Below are 22,525 nucleotides of genomic sequence, written 5' to 3'. Positions count from 1 at the left end.
CGCATCCCGCCCCGTCAAGCTTGCGGCGCGCGGCGGCATTTGAAAGAGTGGCGCCGGAAAAGAGGGGACGCTCCATGGTTGAATTTCTTGAGCTTGGCACGCGCCGGATCGCCTATAACCAGCTTTCGGGAGAAGGGCCGGGAATTGTGTTCCTGCCGGGTCTGCGCTCGGACATGGAAGGCACCAAGGCGCTGTTCCTCGAAGACTGGGCGCGCGAGCGTGGCCGGGCCTTCCTTCGGTTCGACTATACCGGCCATGGGCAAAGCTCCGGTGACTTTACCGAAGGCTGCATCGGGGATTGGGCGCGCGACGCCGCCGAGACGATTGCGGAGCTGACAAGCGGCCCGCAAATCATCGTCGGTTCCTCCATGGGCGGCTGGATCGGGCTTCTGCTCGCGCGGGATGCGGGCCTCAACATCTCCGCCATGGTCGGCCTCGCCGCCGCGCCGGATTTCACCAAGAACGGCATGTGGGCAGAGTTTACTGACGAACAGAAGGCGGAGTTGGAAACCCGCGGCTATATCGAAGAGCCGTCAGAGTATGGCGAGCCGATGGTGATTTCTAAACGGCTCATCGAGGATGGCTGGGACCGTCTGGTGCTCGAATCCCCCCTCGCCTTCGACTTCCCGCTGCGGCTCATTCAAGGCACGGCGGACGCGGATGTGCCGATGGACTGGGCGTTGCGGCTTCTGGAGCATGTGGAGTGCGACGATGCGCGGCTCCAGCTCATCAAGGACGCCGATCACCGCCTCTCCAGCCCGCGCGATCTGGAAGGTCTGGCGCGCACTCTCGATGCGCTCTGACACTCAGGCCAGAATGATCCCCATGATGACCAGCGCGAGGCCGAGGAAGGAAAACAGCATCGCCACCATATTGACGATGATCAGACCCTTGAACCCCGCCTGATATTCCTGGCTCTGCGGATCGAGCTTTTTGAAACGCCGCGCCCGGACGATGCAGAAAATCAGCCCGACGAGACCCAGAATGGTCAGGGTAATCCCGCCTGCAATCATCATCGACATATCTGGCTCCTTGGCTTTAACTCCCGCTCCCTTTATCGAAGAGCGTGACAAAAGAAAATCCCGGCGCGCCGAGACGCCGGTTAGCAAATGAGGTCCGTGATGATGGAAGACAGCATGAATGTCGTCGAAGAGGAAGCCACCGCCTACCGGGTGACGGCGAGCGAACTGCGACAGTTTATCGAGCGTTTCGAGCGCCTTGAGGCGGAGAAGAAAGACATCGCCGATCAGCAGAAAGAGGTCATGGCCGAAGCGAAGTCACGCGGGTATGACACCAAAGTCATGCGCAAACTCGTCGCCCTGCGCAAGAAAGACCCGCAGGATGTGAGCGAGGAAGAGGCGATTCTGGAAATCTACAAAGACGCGCTCGGGATGTGAGGCGAAGGGCGGCGCTATCGGGCGCCGCCGGTTCTTTTAGATCACGTCTTCAGCGACAGGATCGCTGAGAAGCGCGCCCTCCGCGATGAGGTTTCGCGCCGATTTGTTCGACAGGATCGGGCGGGCGGGCGCGGCGTGGGTAACGTCGGGCAGATCATCGAAGAGAGCCGCGTCGTCCTGCGCATCCATGCCGGAGGCATCGCGGGAATAGGCCGTCAGGAGCATCGACTCGGTTGCGAGACCTTCCGCGTCCACAATCTCATGCTGGGCGAAGACGAGATGGATATATTCCACCCCAAGCGCCGGGACGACGCGGCGGATGCGGGTGCCATCTTCCAGCGCCACAACCGGCGCGAGCATTTCGCTGGTGGCGTCATCCGACCCTCGCGCCGGCGGCGTGACCAGCAAACGGTGCTGGCGCGAAAACAGCAAAGGCCGTTTTGGTTGATCGCGTCCGAAAGCGTCCGCCGCCACCTCGAAAGGCGCGCGGCGCGGATCGGCCAGCATATCGCTCCAGCTAAAAAACCGCCGCGCTACCCAGAGGATCGGCTGCGGCCCGTGGTCGCGGGTTGTCACAAGATCACCTGCTTTGAGCCTCTCAACCCGCTGATACCCGTCCGGCGTCAAAACCTCGACACCGCGCGTGAAACAGGTGACTTCGCCCGGCAGCCAGTAAGGCTCGGAATTCGGGCGGCTCACATCAATCACCGAATACTGAACATTCAGCTCCGGGCCTGGATCCTCGAAGACGTAGAAATATTCATTCCCGGTCGGCTCGGAACGGATATAAACGCGGTGCATGATGTATTGATTGCCATCCGCATCTTCCAAAACGATCCGCTCACGCGGTTGCACCTGCCCAGACGCCTCCAAAACACCGTTTTCATCGAAGACTTCAACCTGCTGGCTGTTGTCCTCGTCATCGCGGTCGTCGGTGCCATCCTGAAATCGGGAATCGTTATCGGTGATGGAAACCAAATGGTCGGTCGGCTGAGTAAATGTGATCGTGTCGCCTTCAGACACGCTGCCGCCGGGCCATGTGATCTGATCGTCGTCATAGCCGGGATAGTCATAGGTCGGCATTCAAAAAACTCCTTAAACCCGCGCAAGCGCGGAAAAATGTCTTTGTCCCACCTAATAAATACTCACCCGGCTGTTACCTTATACAAACCGAAAACCTAACGCCAAGTCATATTTTAAGCTTTATGAATAAATCGATTTGGCGGCGGCGCGACCGGCGCGCACCGTGAACAAAGCGCTTAACCCGTTTCCGTAATAAAACAGACGAATGGCTGCTCGTCGCCGCAGCCGAAAACAAAGGTGCCCATGCCGGTGACAACGCCTTTTTCGGTGTCCCGATGGACCGCCGTCACATGCCATTCCGCCAGATCGAGGTGATCCATCGTTTCGACCCGCTCCACGAAGGCGCGCAATGTTTCCATTGCCGATTTCGCCACGAGCCCGGATTCCGCCTCGAATTGATACAGGCCCTCACCCGCGCGTTCCGCGTGCATTAACGCCGCCTGATAGGTTGCCATTTGGTCCTCCCTTACAACCAGTTATCCGAGAGTAAGTAGGTTTTATGACGGTTTGATAACAGCATCGCGATCTGCGGCAATGTAGCGCAGCATTGCCCGGTGGGGGCGCGGCGCGTATGTCAGACGGTATGAGTGAGGGCATGAACAGGCTGAAAGGGGCGCTGGTGATCGCCGCGCTGCCCATGGGAGCGGCGGCTGCGGACGCGCCGCAATGGTTCTCCTTTCGCGAGTCCTTCAGCGGGCAGGATTATGCGATGGTCTGCCTCACCGATCCGCGCCAATGCCTGACGATCCTTTGCCATGAGGATCACCCCGTCCTCGAATATCGTGTGGAGGCGGAGGATGGAGCGGAAACGGGGGATCGCGAGATGCTGTCCCTGCAAATCGACGGCGGGCCGCAGATCGACATTCCCGCAACCCTTATCAACCAGCGCAGCGATGGCGATTTCGACGTGCGCACTGAGCCGCTCGACGATGCGCTTCTCGACGCGCTGCGCTCCGGGACGGACCTCGCCTTCGGCCCGACGCTGCTCAATGATCCGGTGACGCAGTATCCGCTGCGCGGCTCCACGGCGGCGATCGACAGCGTGATTTCCCGCTGCCGTTAACCGCGCGTCAAAGGATCGACTCCGCGATCCGGCCCGCGTATGAAAGAAGCAGAACGACGAGGCCAGAGACCATGGATAAATTCGACACTTTCACCGGGATCGCGGCGCCCATGCCGCTGATGAATATTGACACGGATATGATCATCCCGAAGCAATTTCTCAAAACCATCAAGCGCTCGGGCCTTGGCGTCCACGCCTTTGACGAACTGCGCTATGATCGCGAGGGCAATGAGAACCCGGATTTCGTCCTCAACCAGGAGCCTTATCGCCGCGCCGAGATCCTGATCGCGGGCGACAATTTTGGCTGCGGCTCGTCACGTGAACATGCGCCCTGGGCGCTCAAGGATTTCGGGCTGAAGGTGATCGTTTCGACCAGCTTTGCCGATATTTTCTACAATAACTGCTTCAAGAACGGCATTTTGCCGATCACCTTGCCGCAGGAAGATGTGGATAAGCTGATGGAGGGCACCGGCGGCGGCGACAATGCGCGCGTCACGGTGGATCTCGAAAACCAGACGATCACCGCCGCCGATGGCAGCGAGATTGCCTTCGAGATCGACCCGTTCCGCAAGAAATGCCTGCTTGAAGGGCTGGACGATATTGGCCTGACCCTCCAGCAATCGAGCGAGATTGCGGGCTTTGAGAGCCAGATGGAGACGTCGCGTCCCTGGGTCTGACCCATGGCTGGCGCGCTGAAACTCGCGGATATCCCGCCTGAGCGGCTCGCGGCGCTGAATGGCGGCGCGCCGCCCAGCAATCTGACGGAATGTCTCGCGGTAGATTTCGCCGTGCTGATGGAGGGTGTTCTGGGGCTCTCCCCCGAAGCCGTCGCCGATATGCGGGACGCCGCTTCCCTTGGGATCACCAAACGCATGGCCATCGCGGCGGATATCGCGGCGGCGCATGGTGTGCCGGTCGCCGATCTCGCCGCGCATCCTTCGGACAGTTTGCGAGGCTGGGCCTGCTACGCCATCGCGGCGGAAGGCGGGCCGCTGGAGGCGCAACTCACGCGCCTTCGCCCGCTGGCGGACGATCCACATTTCGGAGTGCGAGAGTGGGCGTGGCTGGCGCTTCGCCCGGCGCTGTCTGCTCAGATCGAGACAGCCATCGCGCTGCTCACCCCATGGACCGCCGACGCCGCGCCCAATATCCGCCGCTTTGCCAGCGAAGCGACCCGGCCGCGCGGTGTCTGGTCCGCTCATATCGCGAAGCTGAAAGAGACGCCGGAACTTGGCCTGCCGCTGCTCGAACCGCTCAAGGCCGATCCCGAGCGTTATGTTCAGGACTCCGTTGCCAACTGGCTCAATGATGCGGCCAAGACCCGCCCAGATTGGGTGCGCGCCCTCTGTGCGGAGTGGGCCGACGCGAGCGACAGCAAAGCCACCGCCTATATCTGCAAACGCGCGCAACGTTCATTAAAGGATCGCTGACATGCTCCGCACCGCTTGCCTCCTCGCCCTGATCGCCACGCCCGCCCTCGCCGATCTGCGGGTGGCGAGTTTTAACGCCGCGCTGAACCGGCAGGGGCCGGGGCTTTTGCTTCAGGATATCGAGAGCGGAGAGGATGCCCAAATCGCCGCCGTGATCGCGGTGATTGTCGAGACGCAGCCGGATATTCTGCTGATCAACGAGCTGGATTGGGACGCCGAGGGCCGCGCGCTCGCCGCGTTTCAGGTGGCGCTGAAAGAGGCAGGGGCGGACTATCCGCATAGTTTTTCGGCTCCGTCCAACACCGGCGTGCCGACCGATCTCGATGTGAATGGCGATGGCCGTCTGAACGATCCCGACGACGCCCATGGCTATGGCAGTTTCCCCGGCCAATATGGCATGGCGCTGCTGTCGAAATATCCCATCGACGCGGAGGGCGCGCGGACTTTCCAGCTTCTGACATGGCAAGAGAGCGGCTTCGCGATGCCGGAGGATCATTATGCTGACGAGGTGGCGGAGATCCTGCGCCTCTCCTCGAAATCCCATTGGGATGTGCCGGTGGAAACGTCGCTCGGCCCGCTCCACATCCTCGCCGCGCACCCGACGCCGCCGGTCTTTGACGGGCCGGAGGATGCCAACGGGCTGCGCAATGCGGCAGAGGTCGGGTTGTGGGCGCGCTATCTGAGCGGTGACTCGCTGACCGATGATGCCGGGGACACCGCGCCGATGGCGGACGCCCCGTTTGTCATCCTCGGTGACTATAATCTCGACCCCAAGGATGGCGACGGGCGCTCGGAAGTGATGGCGGAGCTGCTCGCCCATCCCAAGCTGCAAGACCCCGCCCCGACCAGCGCGGGCGGCAAAGCGGCCGGTCAGGGCGGTGCGAATGATGCGCATGAAACGGATCCGGCGCTCGACACGGCGGATTGGAACGACGACGCGCCCGGCAATATGCGAGTGGATTACGCCCTGCCCTCAGCGGATCTGACCGTGAGTGATGCAGGCGTCTTCTGGCCGGCAGACGGGCCGATGGCGGAGACGGCGGCAACGGCTTCGGATCACCGCCTCGTCTGGGTCGATCTCGCCACGCCAGAATGACAAACGCCCGCCAAATGGCGGGCGCTGTCTTTAGCAAAGCCGCGATTTAGACGAACACGAAATCATCGTCGAACGTGAAGGCCGCGATGACCGGATCATGGTCCGACCCACGCTCCGGGATGTCCCCATCATAAAGCGACGGATCACGCTCGGCGAAGATCGTATTGCCCGAATTGTTTCGGATCGAGAGGTCGTAATCAATCGCGTCGGCCTCATCCGCGTTGATATGCCACTCCGCGACGCCGGTGAGGTTGTCCATCAGATCGCTGGAAGCGAGGATGTAGTCGAGCGTTCCGGTCTGGCCATCAAAGACGTAGGAATAGCTGTCCGTGCCAAGCGCGTCATAGGCAAGGTCGGTATAGCCCTTGTCCCGCAGCACGTTCAGCGGATCCTCCTGCGCATAGCTGTTGAGATCGCCGATGATCATCGTGTTGCCGTCATAAGTTGCGGCCAGATGATCGGCCAGCACTTCCGCTGAGGCCGCGCGCGAGGCGTTGTTGTTGCCCGCGCCGTCGCCCTGATCCTCATCCGCCGCCAGACCCGAAAGCGAGCCTTTCGACTTCAGGTGATTGACCGAAACCGTCACCGTCTCCTCCGTGCCGACGACGGCAAAGCTCTGCGTGACCGCAGGGCGGTTCAGATCGCGGCCCGAGCCGAGCGGGTCAAGGAAGGCCTCGCTGTCGAGAATATCCACATCCCCAACCGGGTTTGCCGTCGCCGTCTTGTAGATCACCGCATTGGTGATCGCATCCGTGCCGACCTGCCCGGTGTTGATATAGCTATAGACCTCGCTGCCAAGCTCCGCATTGATCGCATCGACCAGCGTGGCTAGCGGCGCGGAGGTCACGTCATTCTCGATTTCCAGAAGGCCCACCACATCGGCGTCCATTTCGACAATCGCGTTGACGATCTTCTGCTGTTGGCGCGCCAGTTCCTCGGCGTTGTTCGCGCCGCGCGGGTCCTGGCCCACGGTGGTCGTGTTGTCGCCGCTGTTCAGGGTGGTGAAGTAGTTCAGCACATTGAGGCTCGCGACCTTGAAATCGCCATCCAGCGCCGGCGCCGCTTCGCGCGGGTTGCTCTCGATATGCGTCGCGGTTGGCGATTGAAGGCGGTATTCGTTGAACCCGTAATCGAGCACCCCTTCCACATTTTGCAGCGTGTCGCCCATGCGGAAGCTGTCCGCAGCGGTAAGGGTGTAATCCTCGCCATCGGGAATGCGGATCTTGTAGGGGTTCTGGCTGGAAATGCCGTCATCTATGAGGATCGACTTCGCATCCACCTCCGCGACATGGGCCGCATAGCCCGCCGCATCCGGCGCGTTGTCCTGCGTGTATTGCGCGAAACGCTCGGTCGCGACGGTCATCTCGCCGTAACGGTCGAGATTATACATCTCGGTCACGGTGACTTCCGGCAGATTGACCAGCATCCCTTCCAGCGCCTCAAGATTGACGCCGTCGAGATTGAGGTCAACGCTCACGCTGTCCGGGATGATCGCCTCTTCCTGCACGACCTTCACATCCGTCGCGGTGATCTGGGTCTTACCGAAATACTCGCTGACGGTGCCGGTGATCTCGACAAGCTGGCCTTCCATCACATCGAGGATCGCGGTGTTGCCCTCATAGATGAAGATGCCTTCCGAGGTGAGATCGGACAGATCATAATCCGTCACCTCTTCCTGCACCCAGAAGCCGCCAAGCTCGCCCTTGTCGCCCATCAGGCCGGACTGGAAATCGCCGGTGACGACCGCCTGAATGGTGACGATCTCGCCCTGCATGGTGCTTTCCGCGCCCTCGCCCTGAATCTCGGAGATCAGGGTGAAGTCGTCCCCCGGCTCCACCGGGTCACCGCTTTGCAGGCTGTAGAAGGTCAGCGTACCTGAGACCTCATTGGCAACGCCGAGCATCGCATAGCCGTTCGGGCTGTCCTCGGCGGTCACAAAGGTGAGGCCCTCGGGCGCGATATCGCCGTCGGTGTTCAGGTAGGTCAGGTAATCCACGCTGTCCGGGCTGGTGATGTCGAACACCATCACCCCGCCAACGCGCTCCAGCCCGACAAAGGCCAACGTCTGATCGCCGACCTGACCGATGGTCACGGCCTCCGGCTCCGCGCCCTTGTTGTCCGAGCGCCCGTCAAAGCTGTCCGCATCCCCTTCGGAATTGTGCAGCTCCGGCATCAGCTCGGCGATTTTCTTGGCGATCTGATCGCCAGAGTCGAAGACCTGATTGCCATTCTCATCCCATATCGAGAAGGACCGCGCGCCATAGCTGTAAAGCGCGTCATAATCGCCATCTCCGTCGATATCCCCATCAATGCCGGAGACCTGAAGACGGCCAAGCGCGTCCTCGGCTTGGAGCGCGACCGCATCGGGGAAGGCGTCCGGATCGAGAACCAGATCCTCGATCCGCTTGTCCTCGTCCCGCGCGTCGCCCTCATTGGCGGTGACATAATAGGTCACGCCATCCACGCTGTAGGACGCAATCGCATCGGGCATATAGAGGCCCTGAACCGGCGCGGTGACGATGTTGATCGCGCCATCCGTGTCGGAGGTGTCGAGCCCATTCCCCTCGACCGAATGATCCTTTGCGCCGAGCGGTTGGATATGGTCGAGATCAATCACGCCTGGCTGGGTGATGTCGTCGATCACCGCAACCGCATTGGCTTCCTGCAAGGTGATGAACGCCTTGTTGCCCTCGATGGTGATATATTCCGGCTCCAGATCGGTCCCGGCCCACCAGTCGCCCTCGCCAAAGACGCGCACGCCCTTCTCTTTAAGCGCATCAAAGGTCACGTCCCAGCCGAAGCGATGCGTGTTCACCTCCGAGGCGGCCAGATCATCGGCATTGATCGCAACCACGGACACGCTGCCCTCCGGGTTCACGGTCCCCGCCTCGCCCTCATTGGCGACGACGAGATAATCGCCGCTCTCATCAAAGGTCAGCATATCGGGGAGCGCGCCCACGGTGATTTTGCCAAGGAATTCCAGCGAGGCGCTGTCGTAGAAATAGACCGCGCCCGGCTGGGACGCATCCGCCGCCGGGACCGCCGCGGCCAGCACGCCATTGGCGACCGACACGCTGGTCACGGCGCTCGAATCCGCGCCATTCGCCGCCGGGTCGATCAGCGTAACGAAGGAGAGGTTCGCCGGGTCCGACGCATCGACGACACTCACCCCGGTTGAGGCTGTGACAAAGGCGCGGTCGGTTTCAGGATCGAAATCCACGATCTCGGCCCCGTCGAGTTGGACCGTGTCGAGCGTTTCCACGTCAAAGGGCAGCTCCGGCTCCGGCTCGGGCGCGATGGCCTCGAAGCGGATATTGTCCACATGGATCGCCTCGGCCTTGTCGTTCGAGACAAACTTAACCTTGAGCGTCGCGAGATTGGCCTCGGCGGGCACCACCGCCTCAATCGTCGTGAATTTACGCTCCAGATCCAGCGTGTTGATGTCGACGCCCGTGGTGTCGAGCAGCGAGATCACGCCCGTATCCGTCTCGACTTCTATCACGATCCGGTCGTTCGTCTCCCAAGCCGTGCGGTTCACATAAAGATCGAGCGAAACCGTCACCTCGCCCGCGCCGGAGGTATCGACAGCATCAAACGCCAGTGTCATTTCGCCATCCGTATCCGCCATGCGGTAGCCGCGCGCGCCCTGCGCCTCGCGGTCATTGGTGTAATCCACCACCCCGATCCGCGCGCCGTCTTCCATCCCGTTCTGCCAATTGCTGTTGATGGTCGCATAGCTCGCATCGAAGCCAAGCCCGACGCCGTTTTCGCTGTCCACAATCGGCTGGTCGTCATTATTGACCAGATCATGATCCTCAAGCCCGCTCTGGGTGTCGACATAGATCGACTCCTTGAACTTGCCGATGGTGGGCTGATCCTCGAAATCCTGCACATAGAGGAAAGAGGACGGCCCCACCGGGGTCTCGTCGATCACGCCATCTTCGCGGAAGGCGAGGTTCTGGATACGCTCATCCTCGGCGCGGTCCGTGTCGGCGAGCGTGTAGGGCGTCTCCTCGCCGTAGTTTTCCGCCAGATATTCGGCCAGCGCGTCCTGCTCCGTGCCATTGTCGGCAAATTGCGCCGCGCCGTCTTGCACGCCCTCTTGCACAAGGTCGATCCGGTCGGTCGCCTCGCCGGTCGGGAACGGGTAGCCATCGCCGCCATCGGCGAGATAGGAGAGCGTGACGATCCGCACCGTGCCGGACCCGTCGCCGACCACCTCGCCATTTTGCACCAGCACATCAAGGTCATTGCCTTCCGCATCCGTAATCGCGGCGGAGACGATCCGGTCGCCCGGCTCGCGGGTCAGATCGAAGGAAAACTGCACCCCGGACACCTGCGGGAACCGCCCCTGCGTGTTGCTGTCATCAGGCGAGCTCGCCGCGATGCCATGCTCCAGAAGATCCACCAGTTCCTGCCGCGTGACCGTCAGGATGCTGAGTTCATTGTTGAACGCCAGCGCATTGCCAATCGCGATCTGACTGATCCCGCCATCGGGACGGCCCGTCAATTCGTTGCCTTCCGGCGGCAGCGGCGTCGCTTCGGTCTCACCGGTCAGCACGATCCGCTCACCAATATCGTCGCGGATGCCGCCGCCATTCTTGATCGAGACCAGCACGCTGTCATCCGTCTTGCGCGCTTCGGCAAGGTTCGCGTCCGCAGTGAGGTTCCCCAGATTGGTCTCCTCAATCCGGACCGAGCCGCGGCTCCCGTTCAGAAACTCCTCGGTCACGCCGAAGTAATTGCCATCCTGCGCGATGATGACCTCCGACAGAGCGTCAGAAATCGCCTGAATCTCCGGGTCCACCAGATCCTCGGCCCCGAGATCCGCCACGCCTTGTGCGTCGGTCGCATAGGCACCGGAGACATCCGCGTCATAGCTGTCCGCGATGATGTTGCCGTTCTCGTCAAAATCGATCACGAGACGCCCGACATATTTGTAATTGCCGTCCGTGTTCACAATCGCCGTCGTGTTGCCATCGGCATCGTCCACAAATTTCGGATAGGTGCCCTGCGCGTCGTCGCCTTCACGCGGGCGGTCGTTTTCATCGAGAAGCCGCGTGTTGGAGCCGCCCGCCGAGATGATGTCTACGCCGGAGAGCCGCGTCGCCAGCGCTTCCTCAATGGCGATTTGCTGCATATGGGTCACAAGCACGATCTTGTTGAGGCCGGGATTGTCGGCCAGAAGCGTGTCCACTTCGGCCTGAATGACGGCCGCCAGCGCATCGAGTTGCGCGTCCGTCGGCGCGCCGTCGAACTCTTCGGGCAGAACACCAACATCACCCGCCGTCGAGATGAAATCGAGCGTTGGCGTCACCGCACCGATCACGCCGATCTGCTCGCCGCCCTTCTCGATCACCACCGAAGAGGTGACGGTTCCGGCCTGCGGCGCAGCGCCGCCCGCCACTTCCAGATCCGCCAGATCAGCGCTCGCGGAGAAGTCGAGATTGGTGGAGAGATAGGGATAAAGCGCCCCGGCATAGTCCCCATCGGCAACAATCTGGTCGCGGATCGCACCCGGCCCGTTGTCGAATTCGTGGTTACCGAAGCCAATCGCATCGAAGCCGAGTTCATTCTGGATCAGAATATCGGCCCGGCCCGGCGCGCCGTAAACCGAGGTCGACGCATCATAGAACACGCCCGGGATAAATGAGTCGCCCGAGCCGACGAGGATCGAATTGTCCTCAACCCCGTCCTCGCCGAGATCCTGCGCCCGCAGCGCGGCCAGCACGGCGGAGAACCGCGGTGCGTCTTCCAGCGCGGAAATGCTGCCTTCCTGATCGGAGGTGTGGAACAGCTCCAGCGTGTAGGCCGCCTCTGCCGGTTCCTCGCCGCCCTCGACGCTCATCGACGTGGGGACCGCATAGTCCACATCGCTGTTCGCGCCGGTCCAGTTGGCCGCGTCGCCAATGGCGGCAAGCAGGGTGGCCGCGTCGCCTGCGGTCGGACCGGTGTAGAAGATATTGTCGAACTCGTCGCCGTCGCCCGCGCCGCTGCCCGCCGCGACGGCGGTTTCGCCATCCACGAGACCCGCCGGAAGAGCGGAATTGGTGGAGCTTGTCGCCTCATCCTGCCACGCCGTCGAGTTGGAATGCACAGCGTGCAGGAATTCCACCCCGTCCGCCGTCTGCTTATAGGCCACAAGCTGATCGCCCGAGGCGGAGAAGGCGAAACTGCCGCTTTGTGCCGTGAAATCCGCCGTATTGCCGGTGAAGGTGATCACCGATCCCGCTGCCACATCCGCAGGCGCGGTCCATTTCAGCGTGCCTTCATTGTCGCGGAAACTGCCATCGGCCAAGACGCCGTTATCGGTGAAATAAATCTCCGTCCCGGCGGCGAGATCGGTCAGCGCCACAAAGGCGAAATCGTCCGGGTTGTCAGCTTTGAGGCCAATGATAGCGATGTCGCCGCGCGACAATTCGGTGGTGGATACCGGCATAGGAAACTCCCTGAAAACATCTGGCGCAAGGGCGCGCCCGCCAATGTTAACGAGTCTTTACCGCCGGAGTGTCACGGTTTTATGTCAAATTGGATCGAAATCCGGGGAGGGCGTTCAGATCCAGATCGCCGGGAACGGGTCCGGCCTTTGCGGCAAGGACCGCGCCGTGCCGCGCGCAATCCGCGATGCGGTCCAGGCCATCGCGGCGGCGTCAAGCAGATCGTCGCGCTTGAACATCGGCTTCTCCGCAAAATCACGCATGAGGCCACCCGGCCTGAACCCTTGATTTTCGAGTGCATGTAGCCGATCAAAAAGGCCTGTCAGCCAGTCTTTTCTGGACATAAGCGGAGCGCCTGTCATCTCTTTAAAAGATATTTCGGGGTGTCCTTCGTAAAGAATATTAGGAGGAAGAGTTTTAAGAAGCGCGTCAACTTCGCGGATTTTCGGCGCAATACCCCAAAGTTGTGTGCTTATCCCGCTTTTACTCAATCGACGACCAATCTCGTTAGCTGCTTCATAACTTTCCGCGAATAATACCTCGCGGCAGGCAACCGGGAAGAGCGACCGATATTTGTCTCCAAGCAAGTTGCGGCCCTCCTGATCGCAAAGCCGCGTCTCACCGGGGTTCGGCAAACCGATAGGAATATCGACGACGCTGAGCTCCGCGCCGGTCTCCGCCAACAAACGCCCTAAATCCGGGGCCTGCACAGCGCGCGCCGCCGCCAAATCTCCATCCTCAACGAGGACACCAACCCAACCCCCCGGCGATCCGTCAACGCCGAGCCAGCGGGTCACACCAGATCCCGCACATCCGTCAGTTTGCCGGTTACCGCAGCGGCGGCGGCCATGGCGGGGCTCATGAGGTGCGTCCGGCCCTTATAGCCCTGCCGCCCCTCGAAATTGCGGTTCGAGGTCGCGGCACAGCGGTCGCCGGGACCCAGCTGGTCGGGGTTCATCCCGAGGCACATGGAGCAGCCCGCCATCCGCCATTCGAAGCCCGCTTCGATCAGCTTTTCGGCGATGCCCTCTTCCTCGGCCTGCAAGCGCACGAGGCCAGAGCCGGGAACGATCATCGCGCGGATGCCGTCCTTGACGCGGCGGCCTTCCATGACCTTCGCCACTTCGCGCAGATCCTCGATCCGGCCATTGGTGCAGGAGCCGATAAAGACCGTGTCGATCTCCACATCCTGCAAACGCTGCCCGGCCTTCAGGCCCATATAATCAAGCGCCCGGATCGCCGCGTCGCGCTTATGCTCGCCAAAACTGTCGGGGTCCGGCACGGCGGCGGTGATCGGCAGCGCATCCTCAGGGCTGGTCCCCCATGTCACAACGGGGACGATCTCGCTTGCATCGAGCGTCACCACCTTGTCGAAATGCGCGCCCTCGTCGGTCTTGAGCGTCTTCCACCAGTTCAGCGCCGCTTCCCATTGCGCGCCTTTCGGGGCATGGGCCCGGCCGCGCACATAGTCAAAGGTCGTCTCATCCGGCGCGATCAGACCGGCCCGCGCGCCGCCCTCGATCGCCATGTTACAAATCGTCATGCGGCCTTCCATGGAGAGCGACCGGATCGCCTCGCCGCAATATTCGATCACATGGCCGGTGCCGCCCGCCGTGCCGGTTTTCGCGATGATCGAGAGGACGATATCCTTCGCCGTCACGCCCGGCGGAAGCTGGCCCGTCACCTCGACCTTCATGTTTTTCGACTTCTTCTGGATCAGCGTCTGCGTCGCCAGCACATGCTCGACCTCGCTGGTCCCGATGCCATGCGCCAGCGCGCCAAAGGCCCCGTGAGTCGCCGTGTGGCTGTCGCCGCACACGATGGTCATGCCCGGCAAGGTCCAGCCCTGCTCCGGCCCGATGATATGCACGATCCCTTGGCGCACATCATCCACATCATAAATCTCGATCCCGAAATCCTTCGCGTTCTGGCGCAGCGCCTCGACCTGGATCCGGCTCTGTTCATCCTCGATCCGCTCGGCCCGTTTCTCGTCGGTCGGCACGTTGTGATCGGGCACAGCAATCGTCTTCTCCGGCGCGCGCACCGGGCGGCCCGCCATGCGCAGCCCCTCAAAGGCTTGCGGGCTTGTCACCTCATGCACCAGATGGCGGTCGATATAGAGCAGGCACGTCCCGTCCTCCTGCTCATGGACCACATGGGCATCCCAGATTTTGTCATACAGTGTTTTTGCGGTCATGATGTCCTCCCGCGGATGGTGTTGGCGTGATGCTGGCAATAGGAGGAGGGCTCAGCCGAGGCGGCTGGTCCATTCGGCCCCAAAGAACCGGCCCGGCAGACGGGCGTGATCCGAGATGTCGAAAATCCTGATCATTTGCGAAATATAAAAGCCTGCCGAGGGCCGCGCAAGCCGGATCGCTTGCCCAAAGGCCGGACATGGGGCAGAAGAAGGCAAAGTGACGATCAAGGCCCCTATGGACCGCAAACCCTTTCTTCTCTCCGCCTATCTCTGGCTCTCCGCCCGGCTCGCGCCGCTTGGCGAGGCGATCATGCGGCATCGTGTCCGCAAGGGCAAAGACGACCCGAAGCGCCTTTCGGACAAGCGGGGCGAGAGCAAGGTCGCGCGGCCCGCGGGCAAAGTGGTGTGGTTTTATGCCGCCAGCGTGGGCGAGGTTCTCGCGGCGGTGGAGATCATCCGGCGCATTCAGGCAGCGCGGCCCGAGGTGCAGATTCTCGTGACCTCCTCCACCCGCACCTCCATCGAGGCGATGGACCGGCAAGCGCCCGAGGGCGTGATTTACCGCCCGACGCCGATGGATATTCGCCCCTGGGTGGCGAAATTTCTCGATCACTGGGAGCCGGATCTCGCCGTCTGGTCCGAAATGGATCTCTGGCCGACCACGGTGTATGAGACCCTGTCACGCGACATTCCGACGGCGCTGGTCAATGCGCGCTTCTCCGACAATTCGGTGAAACGGCGCAGCCGGATGAAGTCGGTTTATGAATGGCTTCTGGCCCGGATGGGGCCGATTCTGGTGCAGGATCAGCTCTCGGCGGATAATTTCGCCACATTCGGGCGGCGGGATGTGGAGATCGTCGGCACCGTCAAACGCGGCGCGCCGCCGCTGACTGCCGATGCGGGCGAACTGGCCAAGCTGGAAGCACAGATCGCGGGCCGCCCGGTTTGGGTTGCGGCGTCGACGCATGAGGGCGAGGACGAGATGCTGATCCGCGCCCATGAGGGTCGAGACGGGCTGATGATCCTCGCGCCGCGCCACCCGCAGCGGGTGGCGGAGATCGCCGCGATTGCCGAGAAGCTCGGGGTGCCGCACGCGATCCGCTCGAAAGATCAGCCGATTACGGGCGATACGCGCCTCTATATCGCGGACACGATTGGCGAAATGGGGCTGTGGTATCGCCTTGCGGATACCGCCTTCATCGCCGGATCGCTGCTCCCGCATCTCGGCGGGCACAACCCTTATGAAGCCTCAGTGCTGAACTGCGCCGTGCTGCACGGCCCGCATGTCATCAACTTCGCCGAAAGCTATGCCGAACTCGCCGCCGTGGGCGCGAGCCGGGAGGTCTCGCCAGACGGGATCGCCGAGGCATTAAACAGCATCGACGCGGCGCAAATGGGCGCGGCTGGCAAGGCGTTTTGCGAGGATCAAAGCGCTATTGAGCGCACGGTCGAGGTGCTGATCGGCCTCATCGACGATTTGCCGGAGTGCCGCTGATGGCCGGGTTCTGCTCTGATCTCGCCATGGACGAACCGCTCGCGGGCAGCGCCGCCCATGCCGGGCAGATGCTCCTGATCCGCTGGCCGCGCAAACGCTGGACCCGCGATCACGGCGCCGCCCCGGACATGCCGCAAGCCCTTCAGGACAAGCTCGCCGAGATCGTGGAGGGGGGTCGCCGCGTCAATCTCATCGACCGCAGCGACGCGCCCGCCGGCATCTGCCGCCTCATCCTCATCCCCGAATATCGCGCCATCGACGTGGCGGAGGCGGAGGTTCTCGAAACCCTGCTGACATGGGAGATGGGCAACTTCGACGGCTGGCGCGCCCAGCCCGTCCCGCTTTTCCTCACCTGCACCCATAGCCAGCGCGAACGCTGCTGCGCGCTCCATGGCGAAGCGACCTTCCGCGCGCTCGACGCGGCGCAGCCCCCCGGCGAGGTCTGGCGCTCCTCCCATCTCGGCGGCTGCCGCTTCTCCGCGACGGTGCTGAGCCTGCCCGCAGGTCGCAAATATGGCCGGATGCGCGCGGCCAGCATCCCGGATTTTCTCGCCGCTGAGGCCGAAGATCGCCCCTATCTGCCCGCCTATCGCGGCCGGATCGACCAGAGTGAAGCGGCGCAGGTCACGCATATCGCCGCGCTGCAATGGGCGGCGGAGACGGGTGCGACACTCGGCGAGCCACAGGAAACGGCCACCGGCTGGACCGTTCCGGCAGAGACACCAGACGGCCCCGTCACGCTTCATATCTCACTGGAAAAGCAGGATTTCGACAGCCCCGATGCCTGCCGCAAACTCGATGCCGGGGCGACCTCGCCTAGGACGCGATTGACCGCGCATCTGACGCGGATCGCGCCGCAATATCCTTCGCAATGAGCGGTGCCTCCCGATTGATCTCGTAGAGCATCCCGTAAATGCTGACCGAAAGACCGCAGGAATAGAGCCCATCCTCGCCAAATTGCGCGCGATTTCTCCTCGGATCGCGCAGCACGGCCATCCGCGCCTCCGGCACCTCGACGATCCGCTCCAGTCCGTCCCGGAAACCCGTCGCCAGAATGATCGCATCATAGCTCGCCGTCGTGCCATCCGAGAACCGCACCAGATCGCCGTCGATCCGGTCCACTCCAGGCCGCACCGTGATCGAGCCGCGCCGCAGGTGGCTCATCACCCCCACATCAATCACCGGGATGCGGTTGTCCTCGCTCACCATCGTGACAACGCTGCGTTTCGAGCGCGTCAGCCCGTAGCGCTTGAGGGTGCCGAACCGCGCGAAAGAGGCCGACGAGATTACCCCGTTCATCAGCTTTTGCGGCATCTTGCTCATGATCTGCACGAAGCGCTGCGCCGGGATGCCCATCACGTCGCGCGGGATCACCTGCACCGGGCCGCGGATCGAGAGGGTCGGGATGCCCTCACCCTCCGCCAGATCGACCGCAATATCCGCGCCGGAATTGCCAAAGCCGAGGATCAGCGCGCGCTGGTTCTCGAACGGCCCCGCATTGCGATATTCAGAGCTGTGGATGATCGTGCCAGGGAATGTCTCTTCGCCGGGCAGATAAGGCCGCTCAGGCTGGCTGTTGAACCCGCTCGCAATCACCACGAAATCCGCGTGGATCGGCCCCTTGCTCGTCCAGAGCGACCAGCGGCCATCCTCCCGCGCGATCCGCTTCACCTCGACACCGAATTCCGGCTTGATCCGCTCCTCATCCGCATAGGCTTCGAGATAGTCGATCATGTCCTCGCGGCGCGGATAGCGCGGCGTCTCGTCGGGGATCGGGTGGAAGGGCAGCCCGGAATATTCCCGCGCCGTGTGCAGATGGAGACGGTCGTAATGGTTGTACCAGCGCAGCGCGATCCGGTCGCCCTTCTCAAGGACGCGCACTTTCTTCCCTTCACGTTGCAAACAAGCTGCGACAGCGAGTCCTGCCGGGCCTGCACCAACGATCACGATCTCCGTCATGTCATCACCCAATAGTCACAGTGACGCTTTTAATTCACATTTTAATGAAATGTGAAGTTCTTTCCCGCTTGATGGTGAATTTAGCGGACAAGATCGCCATCAGGACTGCGACATTTCTCCTCTCGGCAAAAAATTTCCTACGTTTCGCGACGTTGTGGGATCGGTTGGGCCATTGAGTCGTTAAGCTTGTGATACGCGGGAATTTTCGCCACACAGGAAAAAGCCGCACACGTGATCGCCAAGGGACGGGTCAAACCGCGCCACAGGTCCCAGTATACCGGGAGATGCCATGTATATCGACGATTTTGACGTCCTGCTGACGGCCGAAGAGGCCTACCCCGCCATGGAGCGGGCGGTGCTGGAGGCAGAGACCGAAGTTCTCGCCGGATTCCGCATCTTCGATCCGCGCACCAAATTGCACAGCAAAGAGGGGCTTGCGATTGGCAAGACATGGGAAGATATCTTTCGGCATCTGGCGAAAAAGGGCGTGAAACTCGACTTCGCGATCTCGGATTTCGATCCCATCCTCGCCTTCAATCTGCATCGCGGCACGGGCGAAAGCATCAAGATTTTCAAAGACATCGCAAAAGAGACCGGCGGCGATATTTCCGCGCGGGCAGCGATGCACCCGGCGCGGGTCGGGCGGGCGATGCGGCTGATGTTCTGGCCGCTGGTGCTGCGCAAATCCTCCAAACTCGTCGCCGAGATCAACGACATGCCGGAGGACGAGCGCAAAGAGGTCATCGAAACGCTCCCCCGCGTGCAGCATTTCGCGGATGTTCAGCCCGATGGCACGCTCAAGATGAAATGGCGCCCGCCGCATCTTTACCCGGCGACTCACCACCAAAAGCTGATGGTGATCGACAGCAAGAAGCTCATCATTGGCGGGCTCGATGTGGATGACCGCCGGTGGGACCGCAAGACCCATAACCAGTCCGCCGATCAGACATGGCAGGATGTCTCCGTCTTCATCACCGGCGACATTGTCGGCGTGGCGGAGCGGCATTTGCGCGGCTTCGAGGAGCAGACGCCCGAGGAACTCGGCCATCCGGATTTCATCCGCACCCTCTCGCGCGAAGCCGAAGGGCCGAAAGCCGCCTTCGCGATCTCGCCGGTCACGCTCGACAACAGCGCGGAGGAGGCCAATCTCGACCTGATCCGCAAGGCCAAGCGCCTGCTTTATATTGAGACGCAGTTTCTCCGCCACGCGCCGATTGCCGATGCGCTGGCCGAGGCCGCCGAGAAGAACCCGGAGCTGGAGCTGATCATCGTCATGCCCGCCGCGCCCGAGGACGCGGCCTTTGAAAACCACAAGGGCATGTCGGTCCGCTATGGCGAATATCTCCAGTCAAAATGTGTGGACAAGTTGCTGAAAGCCTATGGCGAGCGGCTGCTGATCGTCTCCCCGGCCCGCCCGGTGGAGGAAAACGGCAAGGATGACGACGATCGCTCGGTCCTCGACGACGCGCCGATCATCTATGTCCACTCCAAGGTCACGATTTCCGACGACGAGGCGGCGCTGGTCAGCTCGGCCAATCTCAACGGCCGCAGCATGAAATGGGACACCGAAGCCGGTCTCGCCATCCGCGATCCGGCCCGCGCCAAGGAGTTGCGCAAGCGGCTCTTTGAACATCTGCTGCCCGCCGATGCCGATGAGCGCTTCTACAATATCGAAACCGCCTGCGAAGCGTGGCGCGAACTCGCCAAGGCGAATTACGAGAGCGAGCCGGACGACCGGCGCGGTTTCATCATGCCTTACGACCGCAAACCCGCGCACCGCATGGGCATTATCGGCTTCGGCATTCCGCCGGAAATGGTCTAATTAAACCGGCAAGGCGGTGCTCTGAAACACCGTCTTGAGCGCGAAGCTGGACTGCACCCGCGCCACCCCCGGCAGATGCGCCAGATAGTTGCGGTGGATCTGCGCGAAATCGTCGCTATCCTCGGCGGCGACCTTCAGAAGATAATCCGACGCCCCCGCAACCAGATGACATTCCAGCACATTCGGGATCCGCGCCACGGCGCTTTCGAACTTCGCCAGCAATTCATCGGACTGCCCTGACAGTGAAATCTCCACGAAAATCAGCGCCCGAAACCCTGCCTTGCGCGCATCGAGCAGGGCGACATTGCGATCAATCACCCCTGCCTCCACCATCCGCTGCACCCGGCGATGGCAGGCGGAGGAGGACAGATGCACCCGCTCCGATAATTCGGCGTTGGAAAGCTGTCCCTTTTGAAGGATTCGCAGGATCTCACGGTCAGTGGCATCAAGGGCAATCATGGGAGGATTTTGCGATACTATAACAAGATGCGCAAGATCCTCCCGTATTTTCTGCAAATCACAGAAATCTTCGCGATATTTCCCCGGCGTTACGTGAGATAATCGGCGAAACAAAAGCGCAAGGGAGGAAACTATGCGTATCGGTTGCCCCAAAGAGATCAAGAACCAGGAATATCGCGTCGGGATGCGCCCGGATGCCGCCCGCGAGGCGGTCAATCATGGCCATGAGGTGCTGATCGAGACCGGGGCCGGGATCGGATCGGGCTTCGATGATGCCGATTACGAGGCGGCGGGCGCGACCATCCTGTCGAGCGCCGAAGCGGTGTTCGATGAGGCCGAGATGATCGTGAAGGTCAAGGAGCCGCAGGCGGTCGAGCGCAAGATGCTCCGCAAGGGTCAGCTTCTCTTCACCTATCTGCATCTCGCCCCCGATGAGCCGCAGACCCGTGATCTTCTGGAAAGCGGCGTCACCGCAATTGCTTATGAAACCGTGACTCAGCCCGGAGGCGGTCTACCCCTGCTCGCCCCCATGTCCGAAGTCGCCGGGCGTCTCGCGCCGCAGGTCGGCTCATGGGCGCTGCAAAAGGCGAATGGCGGGCGCGGCGTGCTGCTTGGCGGTGTGCCGGGCGTGACGCCGGGCCGCGTGGTCGTCCTCGGCGGCGGCGTCGTCGGCACCCAAGCCGCGCGGATCGCCGCAGGCATGGGCGCGAATGTCACCGTGCTCGACCGCTCGCTGCCGCGGATGCGCTATCTCGACGATGCCTATCGCGGCGTGTTCGACACCTGCTACTCCACCGCCGGCGCGGTCGCCGAATACATCGCGCAGGCCGATATGGTCGTCGGCGCGGTCCTCATTCCGGGCGCGGCCGCCCCGAAACTCGTGACCCGTGAGCATCTCTCGCTGATGAAACCCGGCGCGGTGCTGGTGGATGTCGCCATCGATCAGGGCGGCTGTTTCGAGACCTCGAAAGCCACCACCCATGACGATCCGATCTATGAGGTGGACGGGATCGTGCATTACTGCGTCGCCAATATGCCGGGGGCCGTCGCACGCGCCTCCACCATGGCGCTCGGCAATGCGACCATGCCCTTCATGCTGAAACTCGCCGATCTCGGCTGGCGCGAGGCCTGCAAGCAGGACCCGCATCTTGCCGAGGGTCTCAACACGCATGAAGGCCAGCTCACCAACCTTGCGGTTGGCGAGGCGCTTGGCATCGACGCGGTGGAGCCGTCAGCGGTTCTCTGACACCGCCTTGAGGAAGAAGCGGAGCATTTCCGCCGTCGCATCGGGCCCCTGCGGATCGGCATGGGGCCCGTTTTCCGGCGCGCCGGACCAGGCGTGGCCCATCCCGTCGATCTGCCAATACTCACCCTTGCGGCCCACGGTCTTGTGCCAGTCATAGCCCTCGCTATGTCCGTCCTCCCGCGGGCCGGAAATCCGCGCCGCCAATTCCGCGCCGTTCTCCGGAATCACCGTATTGTCGTCCATCCCGTGAAACACGATCATCGGCGGCAGCACGGGCGGCGTGTCGCCGGAGCCGTTGCGCATCACCGAAAACGCCTCACGCGCGCCGCCCGCAGAGCCGGGCATGACACCGGAATGAACGCCAAGGGCCGCGAACGCTTCGGGTCGTGCCGCCGCCAGCGTCGCCGCCATGGTGCCGCCTGCCGAGAGCCCGCCAATGCACAGATCCGCACTGCCCAGACCGTAGCGGCCCTGCACATCCTCAATGAGCGCGAACAAGAGATCCGTCTCGCCCTTCTGGTCCGGCTCAAACCAGTTCCAGCAGCGCATGGTGTTCGCCGTCCGCGTCTGCTCCGGCCAGAGAACGGCGACGCCGCGCGCCCCCGCCTGATCGCTCATGCCTGTCGCGCGCATGAAATCCGCAGCGGTCTGGGTGCAGCCATGAAGCATGACGATCAGCACATCGGCCCGCCCGCTGTCGGGCAGGGTCAGATAGTAGCGGCGCGAGCCTTCCGGCCCCTGATATTTGCCTTTGACGACTCCATCCAACTGCGGCGCATTCGCTGGCGCAGCCGGTTTCTCAGCCTGTTCCGCCCGTCGCATAACCGGCTGAACAAACTGC

The 22,525-nt window shown here is 62.2% G+C and carries 19 protein-coding genes; 10 read left to right on the top strand and 9 right to left on the bottom strand.

The genetic code is table 11. The features are described from left to right. The first annotated feature begins 74 nt into the window (after positions 1-74). A complete protein-coding gene (locus ACMA5I_RS00755; RefSeq protein ID WP_525884308.1) occupies positions 75-803 on the top strand; it encodes an alpha/beta hydrolase in 729 nt (242 codons plus the stop codon). A 3-nt stretch (positions 804-806) separates the two neighbouring features. Here the strand turns inward: ACMA5I_RS00755 and ACMA5I_RS00750 are convergent, their stop codons facing one another. Further along, a complete protein-coding gene (locus ACMA5I_RS00750) occupies positions 807-1,022 on the bottom strand; it encodes a hypothetical protein (RefSeq protein WP_525884307.1) in 216 nt (71 codons plus the stop codon). Positions 1,023-1,121: 99 nt separating this feature from the next. Between ACMA5I_RS00750 and ACMA5I_RS00745 the strand changes: the two genes are divergently transcribed. Beyond that, positions 1,122-1,397 carry a GapR family DNA-binding domain-containing protein gene (locus ACMA5I_RS00745; protein WP_525884306.1) on the top strand — a complete coding sequence of 92 codons (276 nt, stop codon included), beginning with the start codon at positions 1,122-1,124 and terminating at the stop codon, positions 1,395-1,397. A 36-nt stretch (positions 1,398-1,433) separates the two neighbouring features. Here ACMA5I_RS00745 and ACMA5I_RS00740 read toward each other — a convergent pair whose 3' ends face one another. Together ACMA5I_RS00740 and ACMA5I_RS00735 are read right to left on the bottom strand one after the other, a co-directional pair. Continuing rightward, positions 1,434-2,480, bottom strand: coding sequence for a Hint domain-containing protein (locus tag ACMA5I_RS00740; protein ID WP_525884305.1), 1,047 nt, complete (start codon positions 2,478-2,480; stop codon positions 1,434-1,436). A gap of 176 nt (positions 2,481-2,656) precedes the next feature. Next, positions 2,657-2,935, bottom strand: coding sequence for a hypothetical protein (locus tag ACMA5I_RS00735; RefSeq protein ID WP_525884304.1), 279 nt, complete (start codon positions 2,933-2,935; stop codon positions 2,657-2,659). A 140-nt stretch (positions 2,936-3,075) separates the two neighbouring features. Here ACMA5I_RS00735 and ACMA5I_RS00730 point away from each other — a divergent pair, with 140 nt between their 5' ends. From ACMA5I_RS00730 to ACMA5I_RS00715, 4 genes are all read left to right on the top strand, one after another. Further along, a complete protein-coding gene (locus tag ACMA5I_RS00730) occupies positions 3,076-3,543 on the top strand; it encodes an invasion associated locus B family protein (protein WP_525884303.1) in 468 nt (155 codons plus the stop codon). A 71-nt stretch (positions 3,544-3,614) separates the two neighbouring features. Then, positions 3,615-4,220 carry a 3-isopropylmalate dehydratase small subunit gene (gene leuD / locus ACMA5I_RS00725; protein WP_525884302.1) on the top strand — a complete coding sequence of 202 codons (606 nt, stop codon included), beginning with the start codon at positions 3,615-3,617 and terminating at the stop codon, positions 4,218-4,220. A 3-nt stretch (positions 4,221-4,223) separates the two neighbouring features. Further along, entirely contained in the window at positions 4,224-4,973 is a 750-nt protein-coding gene (locus ACMA5I_RS00720) for a DNA alkylation repair protein (protein ID WP_525884301.1), read from the top strand. A 1-nt stretch (position 4,974) separates the two neighbouring features. Beyond that, positions 4,975-6,069 carry an endonuclease/exonuclease/phosphatase family protein gene (locus tag ACMA5I_RS00715; protein ID WP_525884300.1) on the top strand — a complete coding sequence of 365 codons (1,095 nt, stop codon included), beginning with the start codon at positions 4,975-4,977 and terminating at the stop codon, positions 6,067-6,069. Between the two features lie 46 nt (positions 6,070-6,115). On the opposite strand, the gene ACMA5I_RS00710 is transcribed toward ACMA5I_RS00715, so the two are convergent. The 3 genes from ACMA5I_RS00710 to leuC form a co-directional block, all read right to left on the bottom strand. After that, positions 6,116-12,508: an ExeM/NucH family extracellular endonuclease gene (locus ACMA5I_RS00710; protein WP_525884299.1), complete on the bottom strand. Its 6,393-nt coding sequence runs from the start codon at positions 12,506-12,508 to the stop codon at positions 6,116-6,118. Positions 12,509-12,622: 114 nt separating this feature from the next. Next, positions 12,623-13,303: a DUF429 domain-containing protein gene (locus ACMA5I_RS00705; protein ID WP_525884298.1), complete on the bottom strand. Its 681-nt coding sequence runs from the start codon at positions 13,301-13,303 to the stop codon at positions 12,623-12,625. Next, complete coding sequence (gene leuC, locus ACMA5I_RS00700) at positions 13,300-14,703, bottom strand: 3-isopropylmalate dehydratase large subunit (protein WP_525884297.1); 1,404 nt, start codon at positions 14,701-14,703, stop codon at positions 13,300-13,302. The genes ACMA5I_RS00705 and leuC overlap by 4 nt, the downstream gene beginning before the upstream one ends. 217 nt (positions 14,704-14,920) lie before the next feature. Here leuC and ACMA5I_RS00695 point away from each other — a divergent pair, with 217 nt between their 5' ends. Continuing rightward, entirely contained in the window at positions 14,921-16,198 is a 1,278-nt protein-coding gene (locus ACMA5I_RS00695) for a 3-deoxy-D-manno-octulosonic acid transferase (RefSeq protein ID WP_525884296.1), read from the top strand. Further along, positions 16,198-17,073 (top strand): sucrase ferredoxin, encoded by an 876-nt coding sequence (locus ACMA5I_RS00690; protein WP_525884295.1) that lies wholly within the window; start codon positions 16,198-16,200, stop codon positions 17,071-17,073. The genes ACMA5I_RS00695 and ACMA5I_RS00690 overlap by 1 nt, the downstream gene beginning before the upstream one ends. On the opposite strand, the gene ACMA5I_RS00685 is transcribed toward ACMA5I_RS00690, so the two are convergent. Further along, complete coding sequence (locus tag ACMA5I_RS00685) at positions 17,015-18,157, bottom strand: flavin-containing monooxygenase (RefSeq protein ID WP_525884294.1); 1,143 nt, start codon at positions 18,155-18,157, stop codon at positions 17,015-17,017. The two genes, ACMA5I_RS00690 and ACMA5I_RS00685, sit on opposite strands and share 59 nt — an antisense overlap. A gap of 289 nt (positions 18,158-18,446) precedes the next feature. Here ACMA5I_RS00685 and ACMA5I_RS00680 point away from each other — a divergent pair, with 289 nt between their 5' ends. Beyond that, positions 18,447-19,979 (top strand): phospholipase D-like domain-containing protein, encoded by a 1,533-nt coding sequence (locus tag ACMA5I_RS00680; protein ID WP_525884293.1) that lies wholly within the window; start codon positions 18,447-18,449, stop codon positions 19,977-19,979. On the opposite strand, the gene ACMA5I_RS00675 is transcribed toward ACMA5I_RS00680, so the two are convergent. Next, a complete protein-coding gene (locus ACMA5I_RS00675; RefSeq protein WP_525884696.1) occupies positions 19,980-20,435 on the bottom strand; it encodes an Lrp/AsnC family transcriptional regulator in 456 nt (151 codons plus the stop codon). It lies immediately after the preceding gene. 136 nt (positions 20,436-20,571) lie between these two features. Between ACMA5I_RS00675 and ald the strand changes: the two genes are divergently transcribed. Continuing rightward, positions 20,572-21,684: an alanine dehydrogenase gene (ald, locus tag ACMA5I_RS00670; protein ID WP_525884292.1), complete on the top strand. Its 1,113-nt coding sequence runs from the start codon at positions 20,572-20,574 to the stop codon at positions 21,682-21,684. Here ald and ACMA5I_RS00665 read toward each other — a convergent pair. Then, the gene (locus ACMA5I_RS00665; RefSeq protein ID WP_525884291.1) at positions 21,670-22,506 is read right to left on the bottom strand and encodes an extracellular catalytic domain type 1 short-chain-length polyhydroxyalkanoate depolymerase; all 837 of its coding nucleotides are present in this window, start codon (positions 22,504-22,506) and stop codon (positions 21,670-21,672) included. The genes ald and ACMA5I_RS00665 overlap by 15 nt on opposite strands. Positions 22,507-22,525 lie beyond the last annotated feature (19 nt).

It is taken from the genome of Jujubicoccus corallicola, from assembly GCF_047345645.1.
Classification (GTDB): Bacteria; Pseudomonadota; Alphaproteobacteria; order Rhodobacterales; family Rhodobacteraceae; genus JBLEFH01.
This window is presented reverse-complemented; position numbering and strand designations above follow the sequence as displayed.